We start from the raw sequence: 19974 nt of genomic DNA, 5'->3' as shown, positions 1-19974 counted from the left end.
TTCAGCTCGGTGTGCGGCCGTTCACCCGCGTGGTCCTGACGAAACGCAGGTCCAGCAGCGACGACACGGATGCGGGCAGTGGCGGCACGGTGACCGGCTCGGGCGGGGCGGGTGCCGGCTCGGGCGCCGGGGCGGCGGCGCGCTCCAGCCAGTACCGCCGCCGCTGGAATCCCGGTGCGGGCAGCGCGGCGCGGCGGACCCCGGCGGCGACGTGGTCGTCGGGCGCGGAGACGATCGCGTGGGCGTTGGTGCCGCCGAGACCGAACGCGCTCACCCCGGCGACGCGCCGCCCGGCCCACGGCTCGGCGGCCAGCTGCGGCGTGAACGGGGACGCGGCGAAGTCGAAGCGCGGGTTCGGCCGGTGGCAATGCAGGGTCGGCGGGCGGACGCCGCGCTCGACGGCGAGGACGACCTTGAGCAGCCCGGCGATGCCGGCCGCGGACAACAGGTGCCCGACGTTCGTCTTGACGCTGCCGAGGCCGCAGTAGCCGGTGTCCGATGTGGACTCGCGGTACACCTGGGTCAGCGCCCGCAGTTCAATCGGGTCGCCGATCATCGTGCCGGTGCCGTGCGCCTCGAGCAGCCCGATGTCGCCGGCGCCGTACCCGCTGGCGGCGATGGCCCGGCGCACGACGGCCGCCTGGGCGACCGGGTTCGGCGTGGTGAGCCCCATGGTGCGGCCGTCGTTGTTCACCGCGACCGCGTCGATGACGGCCCGGATCCGGTCGCCGTCGCGGATCGCGGCGCCGAGCTCCTTGAGCACCAGCACGCCGCAGCCCTCGCCCGGGACGAACCCGTCGGCGTCGGCGTCGAACGTGGCGCAGCGGCCCGAGGGTGACAGCGCGCGGGCGGCGGTGAACTGCAGGTACGGCTCCTCGTCGAGCAGGATCTCCACCCCACCGGCCAGCGCCAGCTCGGACTCGCCGCTGAGCAGGCTGCGGCAGGCCAGGCCGACGGCGACCAGCGCGGAGGAGCAGGCGCTGTCGACCACGAGGTTCGGCCCGTGCAGGTCGAGCGCGTCGGCGACCCGGGCGGCGATGAAGTTCTGGTCGGCACCGAGCCCCGCCGCTCCGCCGCGCACGCCGGCGCGGTGGCGGTAGCCGGAGAGCCGGGCGCCGGCGAACACGGCGACGTCGCGGCCTCGGACCTCGTCGTCGCGGTAGCCGGCGTCGCGCAGAGCGCCGACCGAGGACTCCAGGAACAGCCGGATGCCGGGGTCGAGGCAGACGGCCTCCTGCTCGCCGATGCCGAACCAGCCGGCGTCGAAGTCCTCGATGCCGTCGACGAACCCGCCCCATTTGCTCACGCTGCGCCCGGGGTACAGCTCGGCGGCGCTCCAGCGGCCGGGCGGCACCTCGGTCACCGCGGAGCGGCCCGCGACGAGGTTGTCCCAGAAGGCGTCGGCGTCGGCGGCGCCGGGCATGCGGCACGCGAGGCCGATGACGGCGACCTTCCCGGCCGGTGCCGGGGTCGCGGGCCGCGGCTCGGCGGCGGGGGCCGGGTCCGGTGCCGGCAACGCGGCGGCCAGCCGGCGCAGGGTCGGATGTTCCAGAAGCAGACTCGGCGGTACCGGCTGAGCCACATGCTCCTCGATGCGCCGCACGAGCTCGGCCAGCATCACCGACTCGACGCCGAGATCGCGGAACTCCGCGTCCGGGTCGAGCGCCTGGGCGGGGATGCCGGCGGTCGCCACAAACAGCTCGGCGAGCCAGCCCGGCACCGACCCGGCCGCAGCAACCGTGTCGACCGGACTGGACACGACGGGTTCGGTCCGCACGGCGGGTGCGGTCTGCACGACGGTCTCCGTCGCGCCGGCGATCGCGAGGTCCAGCACGTCCAGGCCCTCGCGATCGGTGAGGGTGCCGAGCCCGGCCCGGGCGCACGCCGCCGCGGCCCCGGCTCCCGAGCCCGACTCGCGCCAGACCGTCCACTGGACGCTGCGGTAGGCGGTGCGGCCGAGGCGAGCCTGGTAGCCGGCGAGCAGGTCGAGGTACGCGTTGGCCGCCGCGTAGTCCGCGACACCGGCGGCGAGCGCGGGAACGGCGGCCGACACCGAGGAGTACAGCACCGCGAACTCCAGCGGGTCGGCCGCGCACAGCTCGGCGAGGTTCGTGGCGCCCTCCGTCTTCGGCGCGAGCACCGCGGCGACGTCGGCGGGGTCGCGCAGCACCAGCGGCCCCGGGGCGGCGGCCCGGCCGGCGCAGTGCACCAGCCCGCCGATCGGCCCGAGCTCGGCCCGCACCCGCTCCAGTGCCGCGGCGAGATCGGCGGGATCGGTCAGGTCCGGTGCGGACGCGTGCACGGTGACGCCCTCGGCCTCCAGCGCGGCATAGGTGTCCCCCGACACCGGTCTGGCCGAGAACAGCGCGATCCGCCGGGCACCCCGTTCGGCCAGCCGCCGGGCGGCGAGGGCGCCGAGGCCTCGAGTGCCGCCCGTGACCACGTACGCCCGGTCCGCGCGCAACCGCGCCGGCGGGAGCGGCCGGGCCGGCGCCGCGACGGTCAGCGGGAGCAGCCGCCGCCCCGACCGATGGCAGACCTCGGCCCCGGCGCCGGCGGTGAACTCGGACGCGATGCGCACCGGGTCGGCCTCGTCGCAGTCCAGGGCGGTCGCGCGGACCGCGGCGTGCTCGGCGGCGATCGAGCGCACGAGGGCGGTCATGACGGCGCCGGCCAGCCGCGGCGGGGTGCCGCCGACCGGCTGGACGCCGCGGGTCACGTGGAGGATCCGCGCGACGGGCCGGGGGCCGCGCAGCAGCCGCTGCAGCATCGTCAGCCGGGGCCGCCAGGTGTGGGGGCGGGGGTCTCCGGCGGCGGGTCCGTCCACATCGGACAGGTCGAGCCAGCCGGTGAGGCCGGGGTGCGCGTCGAGCAGGGCCAGGCCGGCCGCCTCGGAGTCCACGACCGGCAGGTCGTCGCCCGCGCCGGCCGCGGTGCGGGCGAGCACGAACCGCGTGGCGGGCAGGGCGGCCGCGACCCGCGCCGCGAGGTCCGTGCCGTCGGCGCCGGCGATGAGGCAGAGCACGGCACCGGGGAACGGCGACAGATCAGGGAGCGGCGCCTCGTCCGGCTCCCACCGGCGGGCCGTCAGTGGCACCGCGGCGGACGCCCCCTCGACCTCTTGGTCGCGCTCGGTCGCCGGCGGAGCCGCATCCGGCAGCCAGCAGCGCATGCGGGCGAACGGATGGCCCGGCAGTGCGACCAGGCCGGCCCGGCCCAGGCGGTCCCAGTCGACTTCGGCGCCGGCTGTCCACTGCCGGGCGAGCTCGTCGAGGTCGAGGCGCTCCGGATCGGCCACGGTCGGCCCCGATCCGGCCGGGCCGCTCCGGCGGCCGAGCACGATGCCGGTGTGGTCGCCGGCGGCGAGGGCGGCCAGGCGGCGCCCGGCCTCGGCGAGGTCGGCGGCGACGAACGCGGCCCGGTGCGCCAGTGCCTCGCGGCCCGCGCGCAGCGTGTGGGCGACGCCGGCGAGGTCCAGGCCCGGGTGGTCGGCGAGGTGTCCGGCCAGCCGGGCGGCGACGGCGGCGAGCTGTTCGGGGTTCGCGGCGGAGACGACGACGAGCTGCGGTCCGAGGACCGTGCTCGGGGCGACCGGCGGCGCCTCCTCGACGAGGGCGTGCGCGTTGCTGCCGCCGGCGCCGAAGGAGCTCAGCGCGGCCCGGCGCGGGGTGGCGCCACGCGGCCACGGCGCGGCGGCCCGCTGGACGGCGAACGGGCTGGCGGCCCAGTCGACGTTCGGGTTCAGCCGGTCGGCGTGCAGCGACGGCACCAGCTCCCCGTGGCGCAGCTGCAGGAGGATCTTGGTCAGCCCGGCGATGCCGGCGGCGCCCTCCAGGTGCCCGATGTTCGACTTGACTGAGCCGATCGGCACGCTGCCGGCGGGCCGGTCGCCGTAGGCGCGTTGGAGGCCGCTGAGCTCGATGGGGTCGCCGAGCGCGGTGCCGGTGCCGTGGGCCTCGACATAGCCGACACCGGACGGGTCGAGGCCCGCGCGGCGCAGTACGCCGGCGACGAGCTCCCCCTGGGCGACCGGGTTCGGGACCAGGTAGCCGCTGGTCCGGCCGCCGTGGTTGACCGCGGTCGCCAGGATCACGCCGTGGATGCGGTCGCCGTCGGCCTGCGCGCGAGCCAGGGTTTTCAGCAGTACCGCGCCGACGCCCTCCCCCGGCACCAGCCCATCGCCGCCGGCGCCGAACGGCCGGCACCGTCCACCGGCGGCGGTCATGCCCATCGCCCGCTGCTGGACGAACTTGTTGCGGTGCAGCGACAGGTTCACCCCACCGGCGACGGCGACCTCGCACTCGTCCCGGCGCAGGCTCTCGGCCGCCAGGTGCAGCGCCGTGAGCGAGGAGGAGCACATGGTGTCGACGGTCAGGCTGGGCCCGGCGGCGTCGAGGAACCACGAGACCCGGTTGGCTATGCCGGCGATGGCGGAACCGGTCGCGATCGGCGCGCCGGCGGCGGATCGCTCGACGCCGAAGAAGGGGTACTCGTTGTACATCGTGCCGGCGAACACTCCCACCCGGCCGCCGTGGCGCAGCCGAAGCCGGGCCCGGCTGTAGCCGGCGTCCTCGAGCACGCGCCACACCGTCTCCAGGAACAGCCGCTCCTGCGGGTCCATGAGCGCCGCGTCGCGCGGGGTGATCTGGAACAGCATCGGGTCGAACAGGTCCACGTCGTCGAGGAAGCCGCCGATCGCGGCGTCGTCGTCCGGGCCGGGGCGGCCGGGCGGCGGCGCGGTGACGCAGTCGCGGCCGGCGACCAGGTTGCGCCAGAACTCGTCGAGGTCGGCGGCCTGCGGATAGCGGCCCGCGACCCCGATGACCGCGATCGGCTCCGCCGTCTCGCGCGTCCGGGCAAGCGGCGTCTCGGCCGCGGTCCGCTCCTCCGTCTCGTGGGTCCGGGCAAGCGGCGTCCCGGCCGCGGTCCGCGGCGCGGCGGTGCGGGCCAGGGCGGCCGCGATGCCGGCCAGGTCGCGGTGCTCGTAGAACAGCGTCCGCGGTACGCCGTCGAAGCGCTCGGCGAGGCGGGCGTTGAGCCCGGTGACCATCAGCGAGGTGAGGCCGTAGTGCTCCAGCGGCGTGTGCGCGTCGATGCGCCCGGCCGGGATCTGGGACACCTCGGCGAACATGGCGCACAGGTAGCGCTCCAGGTTGCCGGGGACGTCGGCGGGCGCACGGGCGGGCTCGACGGCCAGGCGGTGCCGGTCCGGCGCGAACGGGTAGGTCGGCAGCGGCACCCGGCGGCCCGGTACCCGCCACGCCGCGGCCCAGTCGACGGGCTCCCCGGCCAGCCAGGAGCGGGTCAGCACGTCGGCGGGCGCCTCGAGGTGCCCGGTGGCCAGGAACGCGTCGAGGGCCGCGCGGAGGGAGGCCGGGTCGGTGGCGGGAAACGCCGCCCGGTGCGCCATCGTCACCCGGCCGACCTGCAGCGTGTACGCGATGTCGGCGCTCGGCACCGCCCCGCCGTCGAGGGCCGCGCGCAGCCGCCGGGCGGCCTCGCGCACCTGGTCGGGCGTCTGCGCGGACAGCGGTACCACGAGGGGACCGTCGGCGGCCGGCGCCACGGCGAGGGGGCCGGGCGCGCGCAGGACGAGGTGGCCGTAGGAGCCCGTGGCGCCGAGGGCGTTGACGAGCACCCGGCGCGGGGCCGTCGCGTCCGGCGCCGGCCACGGGGCCGGGGCGTCCACGACCCGCAGCGCGACCGCGTCCCAGTCGACCAGCGGGCTGAGCTCGTCCGCGCGCGGCGTCGGGGCCAGGCGCTCGTGGCGGAACTGCAGCAGCACCTTGGTCAGCTGGGCCAGGCCGGAGGCGGCCTCGAGGTGGCCGATGTTGGCCTTCACGGTGCCGATGGGCACGGTGCCCCCGCGGCCGCCGAGCACGGCGTCGAGGGCCTGGATCTCGGCGGCGTCGGCGATGCCGGAGCCGCCGGCGGCGCACTCGACGTAGCCGATGTCGGCCGGCTCCCGCCCGGCGGCGGCGAGGGTCTCGCGCAGCGAGCGGGTGAGCGCGGCGACGTTCGGGGCGAGGAAGCGGTTGCCGCCGCCCGCGTGCCCGGCCCAGGTGGCCTCGAGCACGCCCCAGCGGTGATCGCCGTCGCTGACGGCCGCGGCGTCGGGCCGCAGCAGGACCGCGCCCGCGCCCTCGCCGGGCGACCAGCCGCCGGCCGCCGCGTCGAACGCGCCCGCGACCCCGCTGGTGGAGACGAGGTCGAGGCCGCGCAGGACGGCGGCGTGGTACGGGTGCGCGATCAGGTTGACCGCCACGACCAGGGCGGCGTCGCACTCGCCGGAGCGCAGGGCCGTGGCCGCGAGGTGCAGCGCGGTGAGCGAGGACGAGCAGGAGGTGTTCACCGCGATGCTCGGGCCGCGCAGCCCGAGGCAGTGGGAGATGCGGCTGGGGATGTCCGCGGCGACGCCGGAGACCCGGGCCGTGCCGCCGTCCGTCCATCCGGCCGCGCCGACGTGCTGGTAGTCCTGCCACATGACGGCGGCGTAGACGCCCACGCGGGGTGCGGCGGCGCGCAGCCCCTCCGGCGTGTACCCGGCGTTCTCCAGGCACTCCCACGCTACCTCCAGCGCCAGGCGCAGCTGCGGGTCGAGCTCGCGCGCCTCGGCCGGGGCGATGTGGAACAGCAGGCTGTCGAAGCGGTCGATGTCGTCGAGGTACGCGCCGGGCAGCGCCGAGCCGATGTCACCGGCCCGCCCGGGCGGTGGTGGGGCGACGCTGCGCCGCCCGGCCGCCAGGTTCTGCCAGAGCCGGTCGAGGTCGGGGGCGTCGGGGTAGCGCCCGGACAGACCCACGATCGCCACGTCCCGCACGTCCCGCACGGCGGACGCAGCGGGCACGGTCGGCACGGCGGGCACGGTCGGCACGGCGGGCACGGTCGGCACGGCGGGCGGCGCGAAGGCGGGCACGGCGCCGGGCGTCGCGGGGTCGTGCCCGGCCGGGCCGCCGAGGAACGCGTGCAGGAAGCGGTGGCCGTCGTCGAGGGCGAACTGCGCGCGGATGCGGTCGAAGGCCAGGCCGCCGATCGGGCACAGGCCGAGCCCGAACGCAGCCTGCCCGAGCATGAGCAGCTCGCCGAGGTAACCGGCCTCCAGACGCAGGTACCCGTCGGCGTCCGGGCCGTAGACGGGCTCGATGCCGCGCGACTGCCCGATGAGGTACACCTCGAAGGACGCGGTGTCGAAGACGGGCCGGTTGTAGAAGAAGTGGATGCCGCGCGGGATGTCGGGCGCCGGGTTCACCAGCTGCAGGGCGCGCTCCTGGGCCCGCAGGTAGTACAGGCCGGCCGGGACGCCCTGCACGGCGTCGGGGCGGACCCGGACGTAGACCTGCACCGCGTAGGTGTCGCCGGCCGATGGGTACAGCCGGCGCTGCCCGTCGCCGGGGTCGGCTCCGAGCAGGCCGAGCAGCCCGTCGAACGCGGCGCGCGGAACCGGCCCGGCGGCGAACGTGCGGCGGGTGCCGCGCCACCGGAAGTGCTCGGCCGCGGGGGCCGCGGCGCTGAGGGGCACGAGGACGTCGTCCGGCCCGGCGGGGCGTTGTCCCCATCCGGCCGCCTTGAACGCGGCCTGCTCGTCCGCGGAGAAGACGTCCACACTGGACGGTGAGGGACCTTCGGGCGGGGTGGGCGGCGCGACAGGTTCGGGCGGCTCGGCGGACGGCGCTGGCGACGAGGGCGCCACGGCCGAGGCCGGGGACACCACAGCCGCGGCCGGGACCGAGGCCGGGGACACCGCAGCCGAGACCGAGGCCGGGGACACCGCAGCCGGGACCGGAGCCGGGGCCGGAGACATTGGCCGGGCGCCGGTGGAGGCCAGGTGGCGCGCCATCGCGGCGACCGTCGGCTCGGCCAGCAGCACGTTGACCGGCACCCGGCGGTCGTAGCGCCGCCGCAGCTCCGCCGCGACCTGGACCATCGTGAACGACGTCGCGCCCTGGTCCCACAGGTCCTGCTCCGCGTCGACCGACGCCTGACCGAGCAGTCCGGCGAGGATCGCGGCCAGCTCCTCGGTGAGCCGCTGGTCCGCCGCCGGCTCCACCACCGCAGCAGAAACAGAAGCGGGAACAGGAGCGGGAGCCGGGGGCCGGGGCGGGGCCGCGGCAACGGGGGCGATGACAGCACCGTCGACGATGGGCGACGGGGGCGGCGGCCACGGCAGGGCGTCGCGGTCCAGCTTGCCGTTGGCGGTCGCCGGGAACGCGGGAATGGCGACGACCGCGTTCGGCACCATGTAGTCGGGCAGCGTCTGCGCGGCGAACGCGCGCAGCTCGCGGGTCGGCGGCAACGGGCCGGCCGGAACGATGTACGCGACGAGCTTGCGGTCGCCGGCCGGGTCGGGCCGGGGCACCACGACCGCGTCCGCGACCGCCGGGTGGCGGCGCAGGCAGTGCTCGATCTCGCCCGGCTCGACCCGGAACCCGCGGATCTTCACCTGCGTGTCGGCGCGGCCGAGGAAGACGATGACGCCGTCGGGGCGGTAGGCGGCGCGGTCGCCGGTGGCGTACATCCGCTGCCCGGCGGGGCTCGCGAACGGGTCCTCGACGAAGCGCTCGGCCGTCAGGTCGGGCCGGTTGACGTAACCCTCGGCCAGGCAGACGCCGGCGATGTACAGGTCGCCCTCGACGCCGACCGGGCAGGGGCGGCGAGCCTCGTCGAGGATGTAGTACCGGCAGTTGTCGATCGGCCGGCCGTAGGGGATGCTGCGCCAGGCCGGGTCGACGTCCTCGATCGGGAAGTGGTTGGACCACACCGTCGCCTCGGTCGCGCCGCCGAGGCTGATGATGCGGGCCCGGGTGAACACGGCCCGCAGCGCGTCGGGCAGCGTCAGCGGGGTGTAGTCGCCGGAGAGGAAGACCAGCCGCAGGGTCCCGGTGCCGGGGTGGGCGGGGTCGGGGCCGGGCAGCAGCGGCATCAGCTGCGCGAGTGTGGTCGGTGCCGAGTTCCAGAACGTCACCGGCTCGGTGAGCAGGACGTCGAGCAGCAGGGCCGGGTCCTTCTGCTGTTCGGCGTCGGCGACGTAGAGCCCGGCGCCGCTGCCGAGCAGCCCGAAGATGTCGTAGACGGACAGGTCGAAGCCGAGCGACGTGACCTGCAGGCCGACGTCGCCGGGGCCGGTGGGGTAGGCGCGGGCGGCCCAGTGCAGCAGGTTGTCCAGGGCCCGGTGGGCGACCAGGACGCCCTTCGGGGTGCCGGTGCTGCCGGAGGTGAAGATGACGTACGCCGGGTCGTCGGGCGTGCCGCGCCACTCGGGGCCGGCGTCGGACCCGGGCACCGCGTCGGCATCGACGACCGCGATGCCGGCGGGCGGCTCCCACTGGGCGGCGCCGCCGGAGCTCAGCACGATCCGGGCGCCGGCGTCGGCGAGCATGACGTGCGCGCGGGCCTCGGGCAGGGCCGGGTCGACGGGCACGTAGGCCGCGCCGGTCTTGGCGACGCCGAGCACCGCGGCGATCATGCCGGGGCCGCGCCGGGCCCGGATCGCCACGAAGGTGCCAGGGCCGGCGCCGAGCGCACGCAGCCGGGCGGCGATGCCGTTGGCCCGGCGGTCGAGCTCGCCGAAGGTCGTCGTGCCGCCGCGGGAGCGCAACGCCACGTCGTGCGGGCGCGCCCGGGCCTGCCGCTCGAAGCGCAGGTGGGCCGGCTCGGGCGGCGGGTGCGCGACGGCCGTGTCGTTCCAGGCCGGCGAGGGGGCGTCCGCGGTGGGCTCGGCCACGAAGGGTTCGCGCAGCAGTCGCTCGTAGGACGCGAAGGCCTCGTCCAGCGTGCCCGGCGGGAAGTCGCCGGGTACGGCGTCCCAGAAGTAGAGGAGCTCGTCGCCGTCCTCGGCGGCGATGCAGTCCAGGGACACGTCCGGCGTGTACGTCATCCAGGGCCCGGCGGCGACGCCGTCGGGCAGGCGCTCCTCGGTGAGCTCGAGCAGCCCGGTGTACACGATCGGGAAGCCGTAGTCGCCGCCGCGGCGCTGGGCCATGACCACCCGCCGCAGCTCCTCCAGGCCGCTGACCGCGTCGCCCGCGGCGTCGCGCACGTACTGCCGCCGGATCAGCGCCGCGCGCTCGGCGACGGGCAGCGCTCGCGGGCCGCGGGCGATCCAGCTCAGGCCGGTGTGCTCGCCGGGGCGGTACGGCTCGTCGTGCGGTGTCCACCGGACGGCCGGCAGCGCGAAATCCTCGTCGAAGACCGTCGTGAGCGCCTGGACGAGGATCGCCAGCAGCAGCGGGTCGGCGCCGTACCCTTCGGCCTCGGCCCGCTCGCGCAGCGCCCGCCAGCCGGTCAGCCGGCCGGTGCGCCGCTGCCGGTGCCGGTCCGGGTCCTGGGCGAGCCGGGGTCCGGGCGGCATGCCGGCGAAGCGCTCCCGCCAGTAGGCGCGGGCGGCGTCGCGGGCCGGCGGCGGGTACTCGGCCTCGCGGTGGCGCTCGAGCGCGGCCCAGGCCTGGGCGACGCGCGGGGCGGCGGCTGGGTCGGCGGCGAGGCGGAACAGCTCGCGCAGCATGCGGTGGATGCTGATGCCGTCGGCGATGGTCAGGTCGATGCCGCAGTGCACGACCCACCGGGGCCCGCCGTCCCCGGCGGTGCGGGTCACCCGCAGGTCGAACTGGGGCCATCGGTCGAGCGGGAACGCGGTGCCGGCCATCTCGTCGCGGATGCGGGCCAGCTCCGCCGCCTCGGTGCCGGGGTCGAGCTCGATGACCGGGATGTGCCAGCCGTCACCGGCTGTGGCCCGCACGCGCAGGGTGCCGTCGTAGCACAGCCGCGAGCGCAGCACGTCGTGGGCCTCGATCATGCGCTGCCAGGCCGCCTCCAGCCGGGCTGGGTCAAGGTCGAGGTCGAGGGCGTCGACGGTGAAGCTGTGGTAGACCTGGCAGCCGTCCCATGGTGCCGGGCCGCTCACCCGCGGTACGAAATAGGCTTTCTGCAGCTCGTTGAGGGGGCGTTGCTCGTCGCGCGCGGCGTCGTCCGCGGCGAGGGCCCGCAGGGCGTTGGTGAACGAGGCGAGCAGCGTCTGCGGGGTGCCGGCCGCGAATCGGGCCGGTGCCACGTCCCAGTGGATGCGCAGCGCGCCGTCCTGCTCCCACATCTGGTGATCCAGCGCGACGCCGGAGGTGCGGCTGGAGCGGTGGGTGGTGTACGCGGCGAAGCTGGTGCGCACGTCGGCGGTGGGCAGGTCGAGCAGGCTGGTGAAGACGACGGGCAGGGGGCCGTCGCCGCCGGCGTGCCGGTCGCGCAGGGCCTCGACCCCGCTGGTCCGGGCGTGGCCGAGATCGCGCCAGAGCGCGGCGTGCAGGGCGGCGGCGGTCTCCTCGAAGGGGCCGGAGGCGGGCTCGACCGCGAAGACGACGGTGGAGGTGAACGGACCGGGCACCGCGTCGGCCGCGGCGGGCAGGCGCATCCGGTCGCTGGCGGTCAGCACGAGCGCGTAGGGGTCCCGGGCGCCGTGGCGGGTGAGGGTGTCGGTGAAGACGGTGAGGACCAGCGCGGTCGGCGACACGTCGAGGGCGACGGCGTGCTCGCGCAGCCGGCGCCACTGGGCGGGGGTGAGGGCGGCCTGCAGGACGCCGCGGGGCAGCGGGCCGGCGGGCGGCTCACCGCCGAGCACCGCCGGGGCGCGCAGCACCGCGGGCAGGCGGTCCCGCCAGTAGGCCAGGTCCGCGTCGCGAGTGCCGGTGTCCGCGGCGAGGGTGCGCAGGCAGTGCTCCAGCGTGAGTGGGCCGCCGCCGAAGTCGTGGCCGGGCTCGCCGTACGCCCGCCACCAGTGGGCGAGCACCAGGTCCAGGCCGCGGCCGTCGATGATCAGGCCGTCGATGACGAGATGCAGCACGCCGGCGCCGCCGGGGCCGCGGCTCACCTCCAGCGCCCAGCGGTCCTCGCCGCCGGGGCCGAACGTGCGGGCGGTCAGCCGGGCGCGGACCCGCCCGAGGTGCGCGGCGAACTCGGCGGGGCCGGCGGCCGAGAGGTCGTGCACGGGGACCGCAGCCGGCGTGGCGGCCGGTGCGACGCGCTGGCGCCAGTCGTCGCCGACGCGCAGCCGCAGGGTGTCGTGCGCGGCGACGACCCGGTGCCAGGCCGCGACCGCCGCGTCCGGGTCCAGGCCGGCGACGGTGAACTCGCGGTACAGCTGGCAGCCGACCGGGTCGGTGCCCAGGTCGGGGTCGGCGCCGATGAGGTACGCCTGCTGGATCGGGGTGAGGGGGAGGCCGTCATCCGCGGCGGGCCCGACGGGCTGATCGTCGCCGCGGTCGCGGGACGGGTCGTAGCCGGGCGCGAGCGCGGCGAGGCGGCCGGCCAGGCCCCGGACCGTGGTGCCGCCGGTGATCCACTCGATCGGCACGTCGGCCCCGAGCCGCGCGCCGAGCTCCAGCACCAGCCGCACCGCCAGCAGCGAGCTGAGCCCGTGGTCGCGCAGCGGCTGGTCGTCCTCCGCCCGAGGGCCGCCGGGCAGGCCGGCAAGCGTGGTGCGGACCAGGTCGGCGTACCGCTCGTCGTGGGTCATCGTCTCCCCCAAACGGGCGCGCGCCGCCGTCCGGCGCACGGCCGCAGCCGCACGCCGGTTCATCGGCGCGTGAAGAGATTTACGATCGTCGCTATTGCAATATCGATGCTAAACGTCGCCGAGGAACATTCCTGCTCAGAACTGAGCAGGGTCGGCAGCCGTTTTCAGACGCCGGCCTCCACGTAGGCGGCCATGGACGGCTCGTGGACCGCGAGAAACGCCTGCGGCGACAGGTCGACGAGGCCGGCCGCGCGGAACCGCTTGAGAAAGAACCCCACCCGCGACCGGGTCGTGCCGACCATTCCGGACAGGTCGTCCTGCGTGATGCGGTCGTCGATGAGTAAGTGCGAGCCGTGGACCCGGCCGAGCTTGCGGGCCAGGCTGAGCAGGGTCGCGCCGAGGCGGCGCTCCGAATCCATCATCACCAGGTTGGCGATGATCTGCTGCTGCTCGGCCACCCGCTGCGCGAGGTGCCGCATCAGGCCCTCGACCAGCGCGTCGTCGGCGAGGGCCTCAAGGAAGCGCACGACCGGGATCTGCCACACCACCGAGCGCTTCATCGCCGAGGCGGTCTCGGTGCAGCACGGGAGGAACATCGCGAGCTCGCCGAGCGAGTCGCCCGGGGTGCAGATGGACAGCAGGCACTTCTTGCCGTCCTTGGCATATATGACCGTCTTCATCAGGCCGGACTCGAGAAGATAGACGTTGCCGTCGCTGTTGCCGTAGTTGTAGAGGTTGTCGCCCTTTTCGATCGTCACCTTGGAGACGCTTGCGGGACTGTTTTCCACGAATTCCCGCAGCTTCTTACCGAACATCTCCGGCATGGCGTCATGATTGCCGATTGACACGGAGCCCCCAAGCCCACACTCGTTTCGAAACCGAGCAACGGCACCGGACTCGACCGCACAGCATGGCGGCCCGGCCGTCCGGGCACGAAGCGTAACACTACGCTGACGTAGCGCGAATCAACACCTGGCGATGCGTGTCACGTCGTGCTAGAGGGAGGTCCGCGGCGCAGATCCGCGCAGCCGATCGGCGCGCCCCACAAACAGAGCGGCCGGCAGGGGCTGGTCCGTGGGGACCACCCATGCCGGCCGGCACTGGAGCCGAGCATCCCGACGCCGCGGCATCGCGGCGCCCGATGACACGCGAGGGTCGCGGCGGCGCGGGTCACGGCCGGTTCCGCTGCGCGAAGTCCAGGGCCAGATCGATCAGCTCCGCGGGTCCGCGGAAGAGCGAGATGTGATCGCCGTGCGGGGCGATGTGCAGCGTCACCTCGTCGAGGCCGCGGGCGACCGCGATGGAGCCGTCGGGGTGGGCGGTCGTGTCGTCGGTGCTGGTCACCACGAGCGTGGGCAGGGCTATTCGGGGCAGGTGCCCGCGCACGTCGGTGGCCATGATGGCGCCGTTGAGCAGGCTGTAGCGGTACCACAGCTCGCCCGTCGCATACGGGTAGATGACCAGGTGCGCCATGTCCTCGGGCAGCTGCTCGACGAGCGAGTTGCTGAGCACCCGGTGCACGGCGGCCGATCCGGCACGCCCCTGACGGGCCATGTCCAGCAGGGCCTGCAGGTTGCGCTGGTGATCGGTCTTGGGGGCGACCGGGCCGAGCTCAAAGTCGCCGTGCCACAGGCTCATGGAGGTGAAGCGGCCCGGCCACCGCACCGCGGCGTCCAGGGCGATCACCGCGCCGCCGCACAGCCCCATCAGGTGCGCGCGGTCGACGCCGAAGTGGTCCATCACCGCGATCAGGTCGGCGGCCTGCGCGGCGACGTCGGAGGCGGGGCCGTCCTCGGGTTCGCTCACCCCGGGGCCGAACAGCCAGCGGCTCTCCCAGGTGACGACGTGATGGCTCCGCTGGAGCCGGCGCACCCAGTGCTCGCTCAGCTCGACCGGCATGCCGCAGGCCGAGGCGAGCACGACGGCCGGGGCGGCGGGGTCGCCGGCGGCGTACGCGGTCAGCCGCGCGCCGTCGGGCCGGACGAGCTCGGCGCGCCGGCAGGCGGCGCCGAAGCTGCGGGCCAGCACGTCGGCGGCGGCGGCCGCGACGGCGGGTGGCTCGGGCGGGTCCGCGGCGGCGTCACGCAGCCAGGCGGCCGAGAGGTCGAGGCGGCGCCCGACGACCCCGGCGAAGACGTCCGGGGCCGCCTCGCCGGCGCCGAGCAGCCGGAACGCCCCGGCGCCGACCCGGTCGGCCACACAGCCGAGCAGGCGCCCGGTCGTGTCGAGCTCGTCCGGGCCGGCCGCGGCGCTCGCCACGGCGACCGGCGGGCTCAAGACGCCCGCGAGCGGCCGCACACTCAGCACGCGCTCGGTGAGCCGCGCCACCGCCTCGATGGATCCGGCTCCCATCGCCTCTGACCTCCACCGCCGGCGCAGTGCGCCGGCCCGTCGCCGTTGCCGTGCCGTTCCTTTCCGCAAGCGCGTTCAGTCGCGCCGGAACTCATGCCCCCGGGTCGTGCGGTCGGTGAGGCGGTTGTGGCCGAAGCGATCGTCGCCCCGCACCAGCACCACCCCGTAGCGATCGAGCGAGACCCGGCCGCCGTACTCCTCGATGGCATCGGTGTCCGGATACACTCTTACCGATGTCGGCACATACCGCGCGGCGAAGCCCAGCCGCATTTCGTCGGTGCGGCCGGCGTGCGGGTGGGAGGCGTGCATGAGCGTCGACCAGAACATGATCGCCTCGCCCGGGCGCATCACCATCGACACGGCCTTGGACTCGTCGGGTTTCCAGTCCGGGTCGACCTGCAGCTCCCGGTAGTCGTAGCCGAAGAAGCCGCGGCGCACGCCCTCCTTGTCCCGCGCGTTGATCCCCGCCGGGTCGTAGTGCATCCGCTTGGTCTCGTCGTAGTTCATCTGCTGGTGTGAACCGGGGATGAACTGCAGGCAGCCGTTCTCCTCGTTGGCCTCGGTGAAGGCGGTCCACACGGTGATCGTGCCGCCGAAGTCCTTGGCCTCGTCCGGCCAGAGGATCTGCGGCGTGCCGGAGGCGTTCGCGAACGTGTCGGCCTGGTGCCAGTCGGTGCCCTCGTCGCCGGGGTACTTCGGGAAGAACTCCGTGCGCCAGCACAGCACGTCCGGCCCGAGCACGCTGGCCACGCGGTCGGTGATCTGCGGGCGCATGATGTGCTCGGCGAGGAACGCCATGTCCAGGTGCCGGTCGTAGTTGGCGATGTTGGTGTTGCCTGACGTCGCCGCCTCGTCCTGGTAGACGGCGGCCGAGCGGTCCATGAGCGCGAGCCGCTCGCGCCGCCACCGCTCGCGCATCTGCTCGATCTCGTAGACCTTGAACGGGCCGAAGTATCCGCGCTCGCGGAAGCTCGCCAGTTCCTCCGCGCTCAGCGCGAAGCGGTGGGTCTCGTCAGCGATGGTCATGACTGCTCCTTGACGCAGGTGGCGATCCGCCGCAGCGTGGCGACGCCGAGCTCGCTGCCGTTGAGCTCGGTGCCGAAGCGGCGGTTCACCTCGGCGATGATCCTGATGAAGGCCAGCGACGTGGCGCCGATGTCGAACAGGTCGGAGTCGGGGTTCACCCGCTCCCGGCCGAGCACCGCGCCGGCGAGCGAGCCGACCACGGCGAGTACGTCGCCGTCGGGCGCCGCGGGGGCCGCGGCGGCGGCGCGCGGGTCGTAGGCGGCCAGCGCGGCGCGGTCGGTCTTGCCCGACGGGGTCAGTGGCAGCCGGTCCAGCACCCGGTACTCGGCCGGGCGCAGGTGGACCGGCAGCTCGGCCCGCGCCCGCGCGGCGAGCGCCCCGTCCAGCGGGTCGACGCCGGCTCCGGCGGCCGGGACGACGTGGGCGACCAGGCGCAGGTCGCCGTCGCCGAAGTCGTGCGGGAGCACGGCGACGGCACCGACGCGCGGGTCGGCGGCGAGGCACGCCTCGATCTCGCCCGGCTCGACGCGGAAGCCGCGCACCTTGAACTGGTCGTCGGCGCGGCCGGCGTAGTACAACTCGCCGTCCTCGCGCACGACGAGGTCGCCGGAGCGGTACAGCCGCTCGGGCGCGGCGCCGTCGACCGAGAGCGTCACGAACCGCTCGGCGGTCAGCTCCGGGCGGTCGAGGTAGCCGCGGGCGACGCCGGGGCCGCCGACGTACAGCTCGCCGGCGATGCCGTCCGCGACGGGCCGGCCGTCGCCGTCCAGCACGTGCACACGCAGGTCCGGGATCGGCACGCCGATCGGGCTGGCGCCGGGGCGGTCGAGGTCGGCGCGGCGCATGCGCCGGTAGGTGACGTGCACGCAGGTCTCGGTGATGCCGTACATGTTGACCAGCTCGGGCCGGGCGTCACCGAAACGCTCGATCCAGGGACGCAGCAGCGCCGGGTCGAGGCGCTCGCCGCCGAAGACCACGCAGCGCAGCGACGGCGGCAGCTCGGTGGCGTCGGCCATCAGCTGGCGGAACATCGACGGCGTGGCGCTGAGCACCGACACCCGCTCGCGGGCGAGCAGCTCGCGGAACAGCTGCGGGCTGCGGGTCGCCTCGGTCGGCACCACGACCAGCGTGCCGCCGTGCAGCAGCGCGCCCCAGAGCTCCCAGACCGAGAAGTCGAAGCTCGCCGAGTGGACCATCGTCCAGACATCGTCGGGCCCGTAGCCGAACCAGGACCGGGTCTGCTCGAACAGCCGCAGCACGCTGTGGTGCTCGACCTGCACGCCCTTGGGCGCCCCGGTCGAGCCGGACGTGTAGATGACATAGGCGAGCCGGTCGCCGTCGCAGCCCAGCGCGTCCGCGGGGGCGGGCCCGGGTGCCGTCTCCGAATCCAGCGGTACCACCTGCACCGGGGCGTCGCCGGGCAGCGCGGCGGCGTCGTCGGCGACGACCACCGCCACCTTGCTGTCCTCGAGCAGGTAGCGCAGGCGCGCCGCGGGGTAGTCCGGGTCGAGTGACAGGTACGCCGCGCCGGCCTCCAGGATGCCCAGCAGCCCGGCGATCAGGCCGGTGCCGCGGCGGGCCGCGAGACCGACGGTCATGTCCGGGCCGATGCCGGCCTCCCGCAGCCGGGCCGCGACCCGGCCCGCCCGCTCGGCGAGCTCCCCGTAGGTCAGCCGGCCGTCCGGCGCGACGACCGCCGTGCGGCCCGGATCCTGCTCGGCCCGGCGGCGGAACACCTCGTGCAGGCAGGCGGCGCCATCCTCACGCATCATGCCCCCTCGTGGTCGCGAACTTCATCTCCGCACTCCGTATACATCGATGATCGTCACTTCTATCGTAGCGTTCCCGCTGCATCGTGGCTGCTCACATTTGCGCAGAAGCCCTCCAGCCACGCCGCGGCCCCTTGCATCAGCCGCTCCGCGACGACGTCGACGTGGCGCTGCCGCCAGTCCTCCAGCGGCGTCCCGGCGACGAACCGGTTGAACGCACCCATCGCCGGGCCGCAGTGGATCTGGTAGTTCGCCCGCTGCTCGCCGTCGGCGGCCGCGGCCATGCGGGTCGAGTGCACGAAGTACCAGCGGAAGACCAGCGCCATGCGCTGGCGTGGGTTGCGCTCGGCGCGGGCGAGCTCGTCCGGGCGGGTGCGGGCCAGGTAGTCCGCCGTCTCCTTCCACACCTCCTCGACGGTGCGGCCGAAGTACCGCTCCACGGTGGCCAGCTCTGCGGCGTCCAGGGCCTCCAGCGCGTCGTACTGCCGGTAGAGCTGGTAGAGCTTGTTGGCCCGGGCCGCGAACAGCGTGCCGCGCCGCACCACCTGCACCCGCGCGCCGAGCTCGAACATGTCCCCGGCCGGTGCGTACGTGGTGTCGGCCACGTCCAGCCCGGCCAGCAGGTCCTTCACCGCGGCCGCCGCGCCGGACTCGGGCGTGCACTGGTTCACCGACCCGGTCACGACGAAGTCGGCGCCGAGCACGAATGCGGCCGCGACCGCCTCGGGCGAGCCCAGCCCGCCGGCCGCGCCGACACGCACCGGCGCCGGATACCCGTACTGCCGCGCGGTCCGGTCGCGCAGCCGCACGATGGAGGGCACAAGGGTCAGCGCGACCCCGGCGTCGGTGTGCCCGCCGGAGTCCGACTCGACGCACAGGTCGCCGCTGACCGGCAGCTCCCGCGCCACGGCCCCCTCGTCCTCGGTGAGCCGCCCGGCCTCCACCAGCTTGCGCAGCAGCGGCTCGGCCGGAGGACTCAGGAACGCCTCGGCGACCTCGGGCCGCGACACCTTGGCCAGCACGTGGCGCACCGCGACCGGCCGGCCGGCGGCGTCGCGGTGCGCGCCCGAGAACCGGAAACGCACCACCGGGGCGGTCACCTGGGTGTACCCGGCCGCCTCGACGAAGCGCACGCCGTGGTCGAGGTACAGCCCGACGGTGGCGTCCTCGCGGGCGCCGTCGTCGAGGCCGTAGAGCAGGTTCATGCCGAACCGCCCTCCGCGGCCGAGCGCGGTGCTGAGCTCCCGCAGCGCGTCCTCGATCTCGTCGAGCCGCAGTCCGCCGGCGCCGAAGAACCCGATCAGGCCCGCCTTCGCCATGCGGATGACGAGGGCGGTGGAGGCGATGCCCTGGTACATCGAGCCAGCGGCGTAGGCGTACCGCACGCCGTAGTCGTCGCGGAACCCCCGGCTGCCCAGGCCTGCCGCCGGGTCGGGCGGCGTGATCGCGGCGGCGGTTCGCCACAGACCGGACAGCACGGCGCCGGGCCCCACCTCCGCCGCCTCGCCGACGCCGCGGGAGCGCAGGAACAGCATCGTGTCCCACCACCGCACCGGGCTCGCGACCTGCTCGCGCAGCAGCTTCGCGATCTCGCCGGCCGGGTAGGGCCGGGCGGTCACGTTGGCCACGACCGGAATCCGGGGCGCGGCGAACGCGAAGCCGTCGAGGAACGCGCCGAACTCCCGCGCCACGTCGCGCATGTAGCGGGAGTGGAACGGCGCGCTGACGTTGAGCGGCACCGCCCGCCCACCGGCCGCGCGCACCGGCGCGACCAGGGCGTCGAGGCGCTCCCGGGGACCGGAGAGCACGATCTGCTCGTCGCTGTTGTGGTTGGCCACGTCCACACCCTCCGCGCCGTCCGCGCCATCAGGGCCGGCCTCGCGCAGCAGCGCGGCCACCCGGTCGGCGGCGAGCCCGACGACGGCGAGCATGCCGCCCGCGGCGGCCTGGGCCATGAGCTCGCCGCGGCGCTGGACCAGCCGCACGCCGGTGGCGAAGTCGAAGCAGCCGGCGGCGAAGAGCGCGTCGTACTCCCCCAGGCTGTGCCCGGCGAGGAAGTCCGGCTCGGCCTCGCGCTCGCGGCGCTCCAGGCAGTGCAGCGCGTTGACGATGAACAGCGCCGGCTGGGCGTAGCGGGTGTCACGCAGCCGGTTGTCCGGATCGCTCAGACACAGCTCGCGCACGTCGTAGCCGAGGATCTCGCCCGCCTCGGCCAGCAGGTCGGGCCGGTGGTCGAGCACGTCGGCCCCCATGCCCCGCCGCTGCGATCCCTGGCCGGGAAACAGCCATGCCCGCACGATGCCTCCTTCAGCAGGTTCCGTCGGATAG

At 75.3% G+C, this 19974-nt stretch carries 6 protein-coding genes; all 6 read right to left on the bottom strand.

Going from position 1 to position 19974, the window contains the following annotated elements; all coding sequences use genetic code 11:
- Position 1: 1 nt before the first annotated feature.
- The 6 genes from ABT369_RS06590 to fabD all read right to left on the bottom strand — a co-directional run bounded on the left by ABT369_RS06590 (position 2) and on the right by fabD (position 19943).
- Positions 2-12499 carry an amino acid adenylation domain-containing protein gene (locus tag ABT369_RS06590; protein ID WP_350610683.1) on the bottom strand — a complete coding sequence of 4166 codons (12498 nt, stop codon included), beginning with the start codon at positions 12497-12499 and terminating at the stop codon, positions 2-4.
- Between the two features lie 164 nt (positions 12500-12663).
- A complete protein-coding gene (locus tag ABT369_RS06585) occupies positions 12664-13323 on the bottom strand; it encodes a Crp/Fnr family transcriptional regulator (RefSeq protein ID WP_350610682.1) in 660 nt (219 codons plus the stop codon).
- 346 nt (positions 13324-13669) lie between these two features.
- On the bottom strand, positions 13670-14851 hold the full coding sequence (locus tag ABT369_RS06580) for an alpha/beta fold hydrolase (protein ID WP_350610681.1): 1182 nt from the start codon (positions 14849-14851) through the stop codon (positions 13670-13672).
- A 75-nt stretch (positions 14852-14926) separates the two neighbouring features.
- Positions 14927-15877 (bottom strand): chlorinating enzyme, encoded by a 951-nt coding sequence (locus tag ABT369_RS06575; protein ID WP_350610680.1) that lies wholly within the window; start codon positions 15875-15877, stop codon positions 14927-14929.
- Positions 15874-17649: an amino acid adenylation domain-containing protein gene (locus ABT369_RS06570; RefSeq protein WP_350610679.1), complete on the bottom strand. Its 1776-nt coding sequence runs from the start codon at positions 17647-17649 to the stop codon at positions 15874-15876. The genes ABT369_RS06575 and ABT369_RS06570 overlap by 4 nt, the downstream gene beginning before the upstream one ends.
- A 59-nt stretch (positions 17650-17708) precedes the next feature.
- Positions 17709-19943: an ACP S-malonyltransferase gene (gene fabD / locus ABT369_RS06565; protein WP_350610678.1), complete on the bottom strand. Its 2235-nt coding sequence runs from the start codon at positions 19941-19943 to the stop codon at positions 17709-17711.
- Positions 19944-19974 lie beyond the last annotated feature (31 nt).

The organism is Dactylosporangium sp. NPDC000244 (assembly GCF_040300725.1).
Taxonomy (GTDB): domain Bacteria; phylum Actinomycetota; class Actinomycetes; order Mycobacteriales; family Micromonosporaceae; genus Dactylosporangium.
Note: the sequence above shows the minus strand (reverse complement) of the source record. Positions and strands in the feature narration are given on the sequence as shown.

Excerpts from the sequence above, each read along its gene's own strand:
- ABT369_RS06570 (WP_350610679.1), bottom strand. The coding sequence starts at position 17,649 with ATGATGCGTGAGGATGGCGCCGCCTGCCTGCACGAGGTGTTCCGCCGC.
- ABT369_RS06585 (WP_350610682.1), bottom strand. The coding sequence starts at position 13,323 with ATGCCGGAGATGTTCGGTAAGAAGCTGCGGGAATTCGTGGAAAACAGT.
- ABT369_RS06590 (WP_350610683.1), bottom strand. The coding sequence starts at position 12,499 with ATGACCCACGACGAGCGGTACGCCGACCTGGTCCGCACCACGCTTGCC.
- ABT369_RS06575 (WP_350610680.1), bottom strand. The coding sequence starts at position 15,877 with ATGACCATCGCTGACGAGACCCACCGCTTCGCGCTGAGCGCGGAGGAA.
- ABT369_RS06580 (WP_350610681.1), bottom strand. The coding sequence starts at position 14,851 with ATGGGAGCCGGATCCATCGAGGCGGTGGCGCGGCTCACCGAGCGCGTG.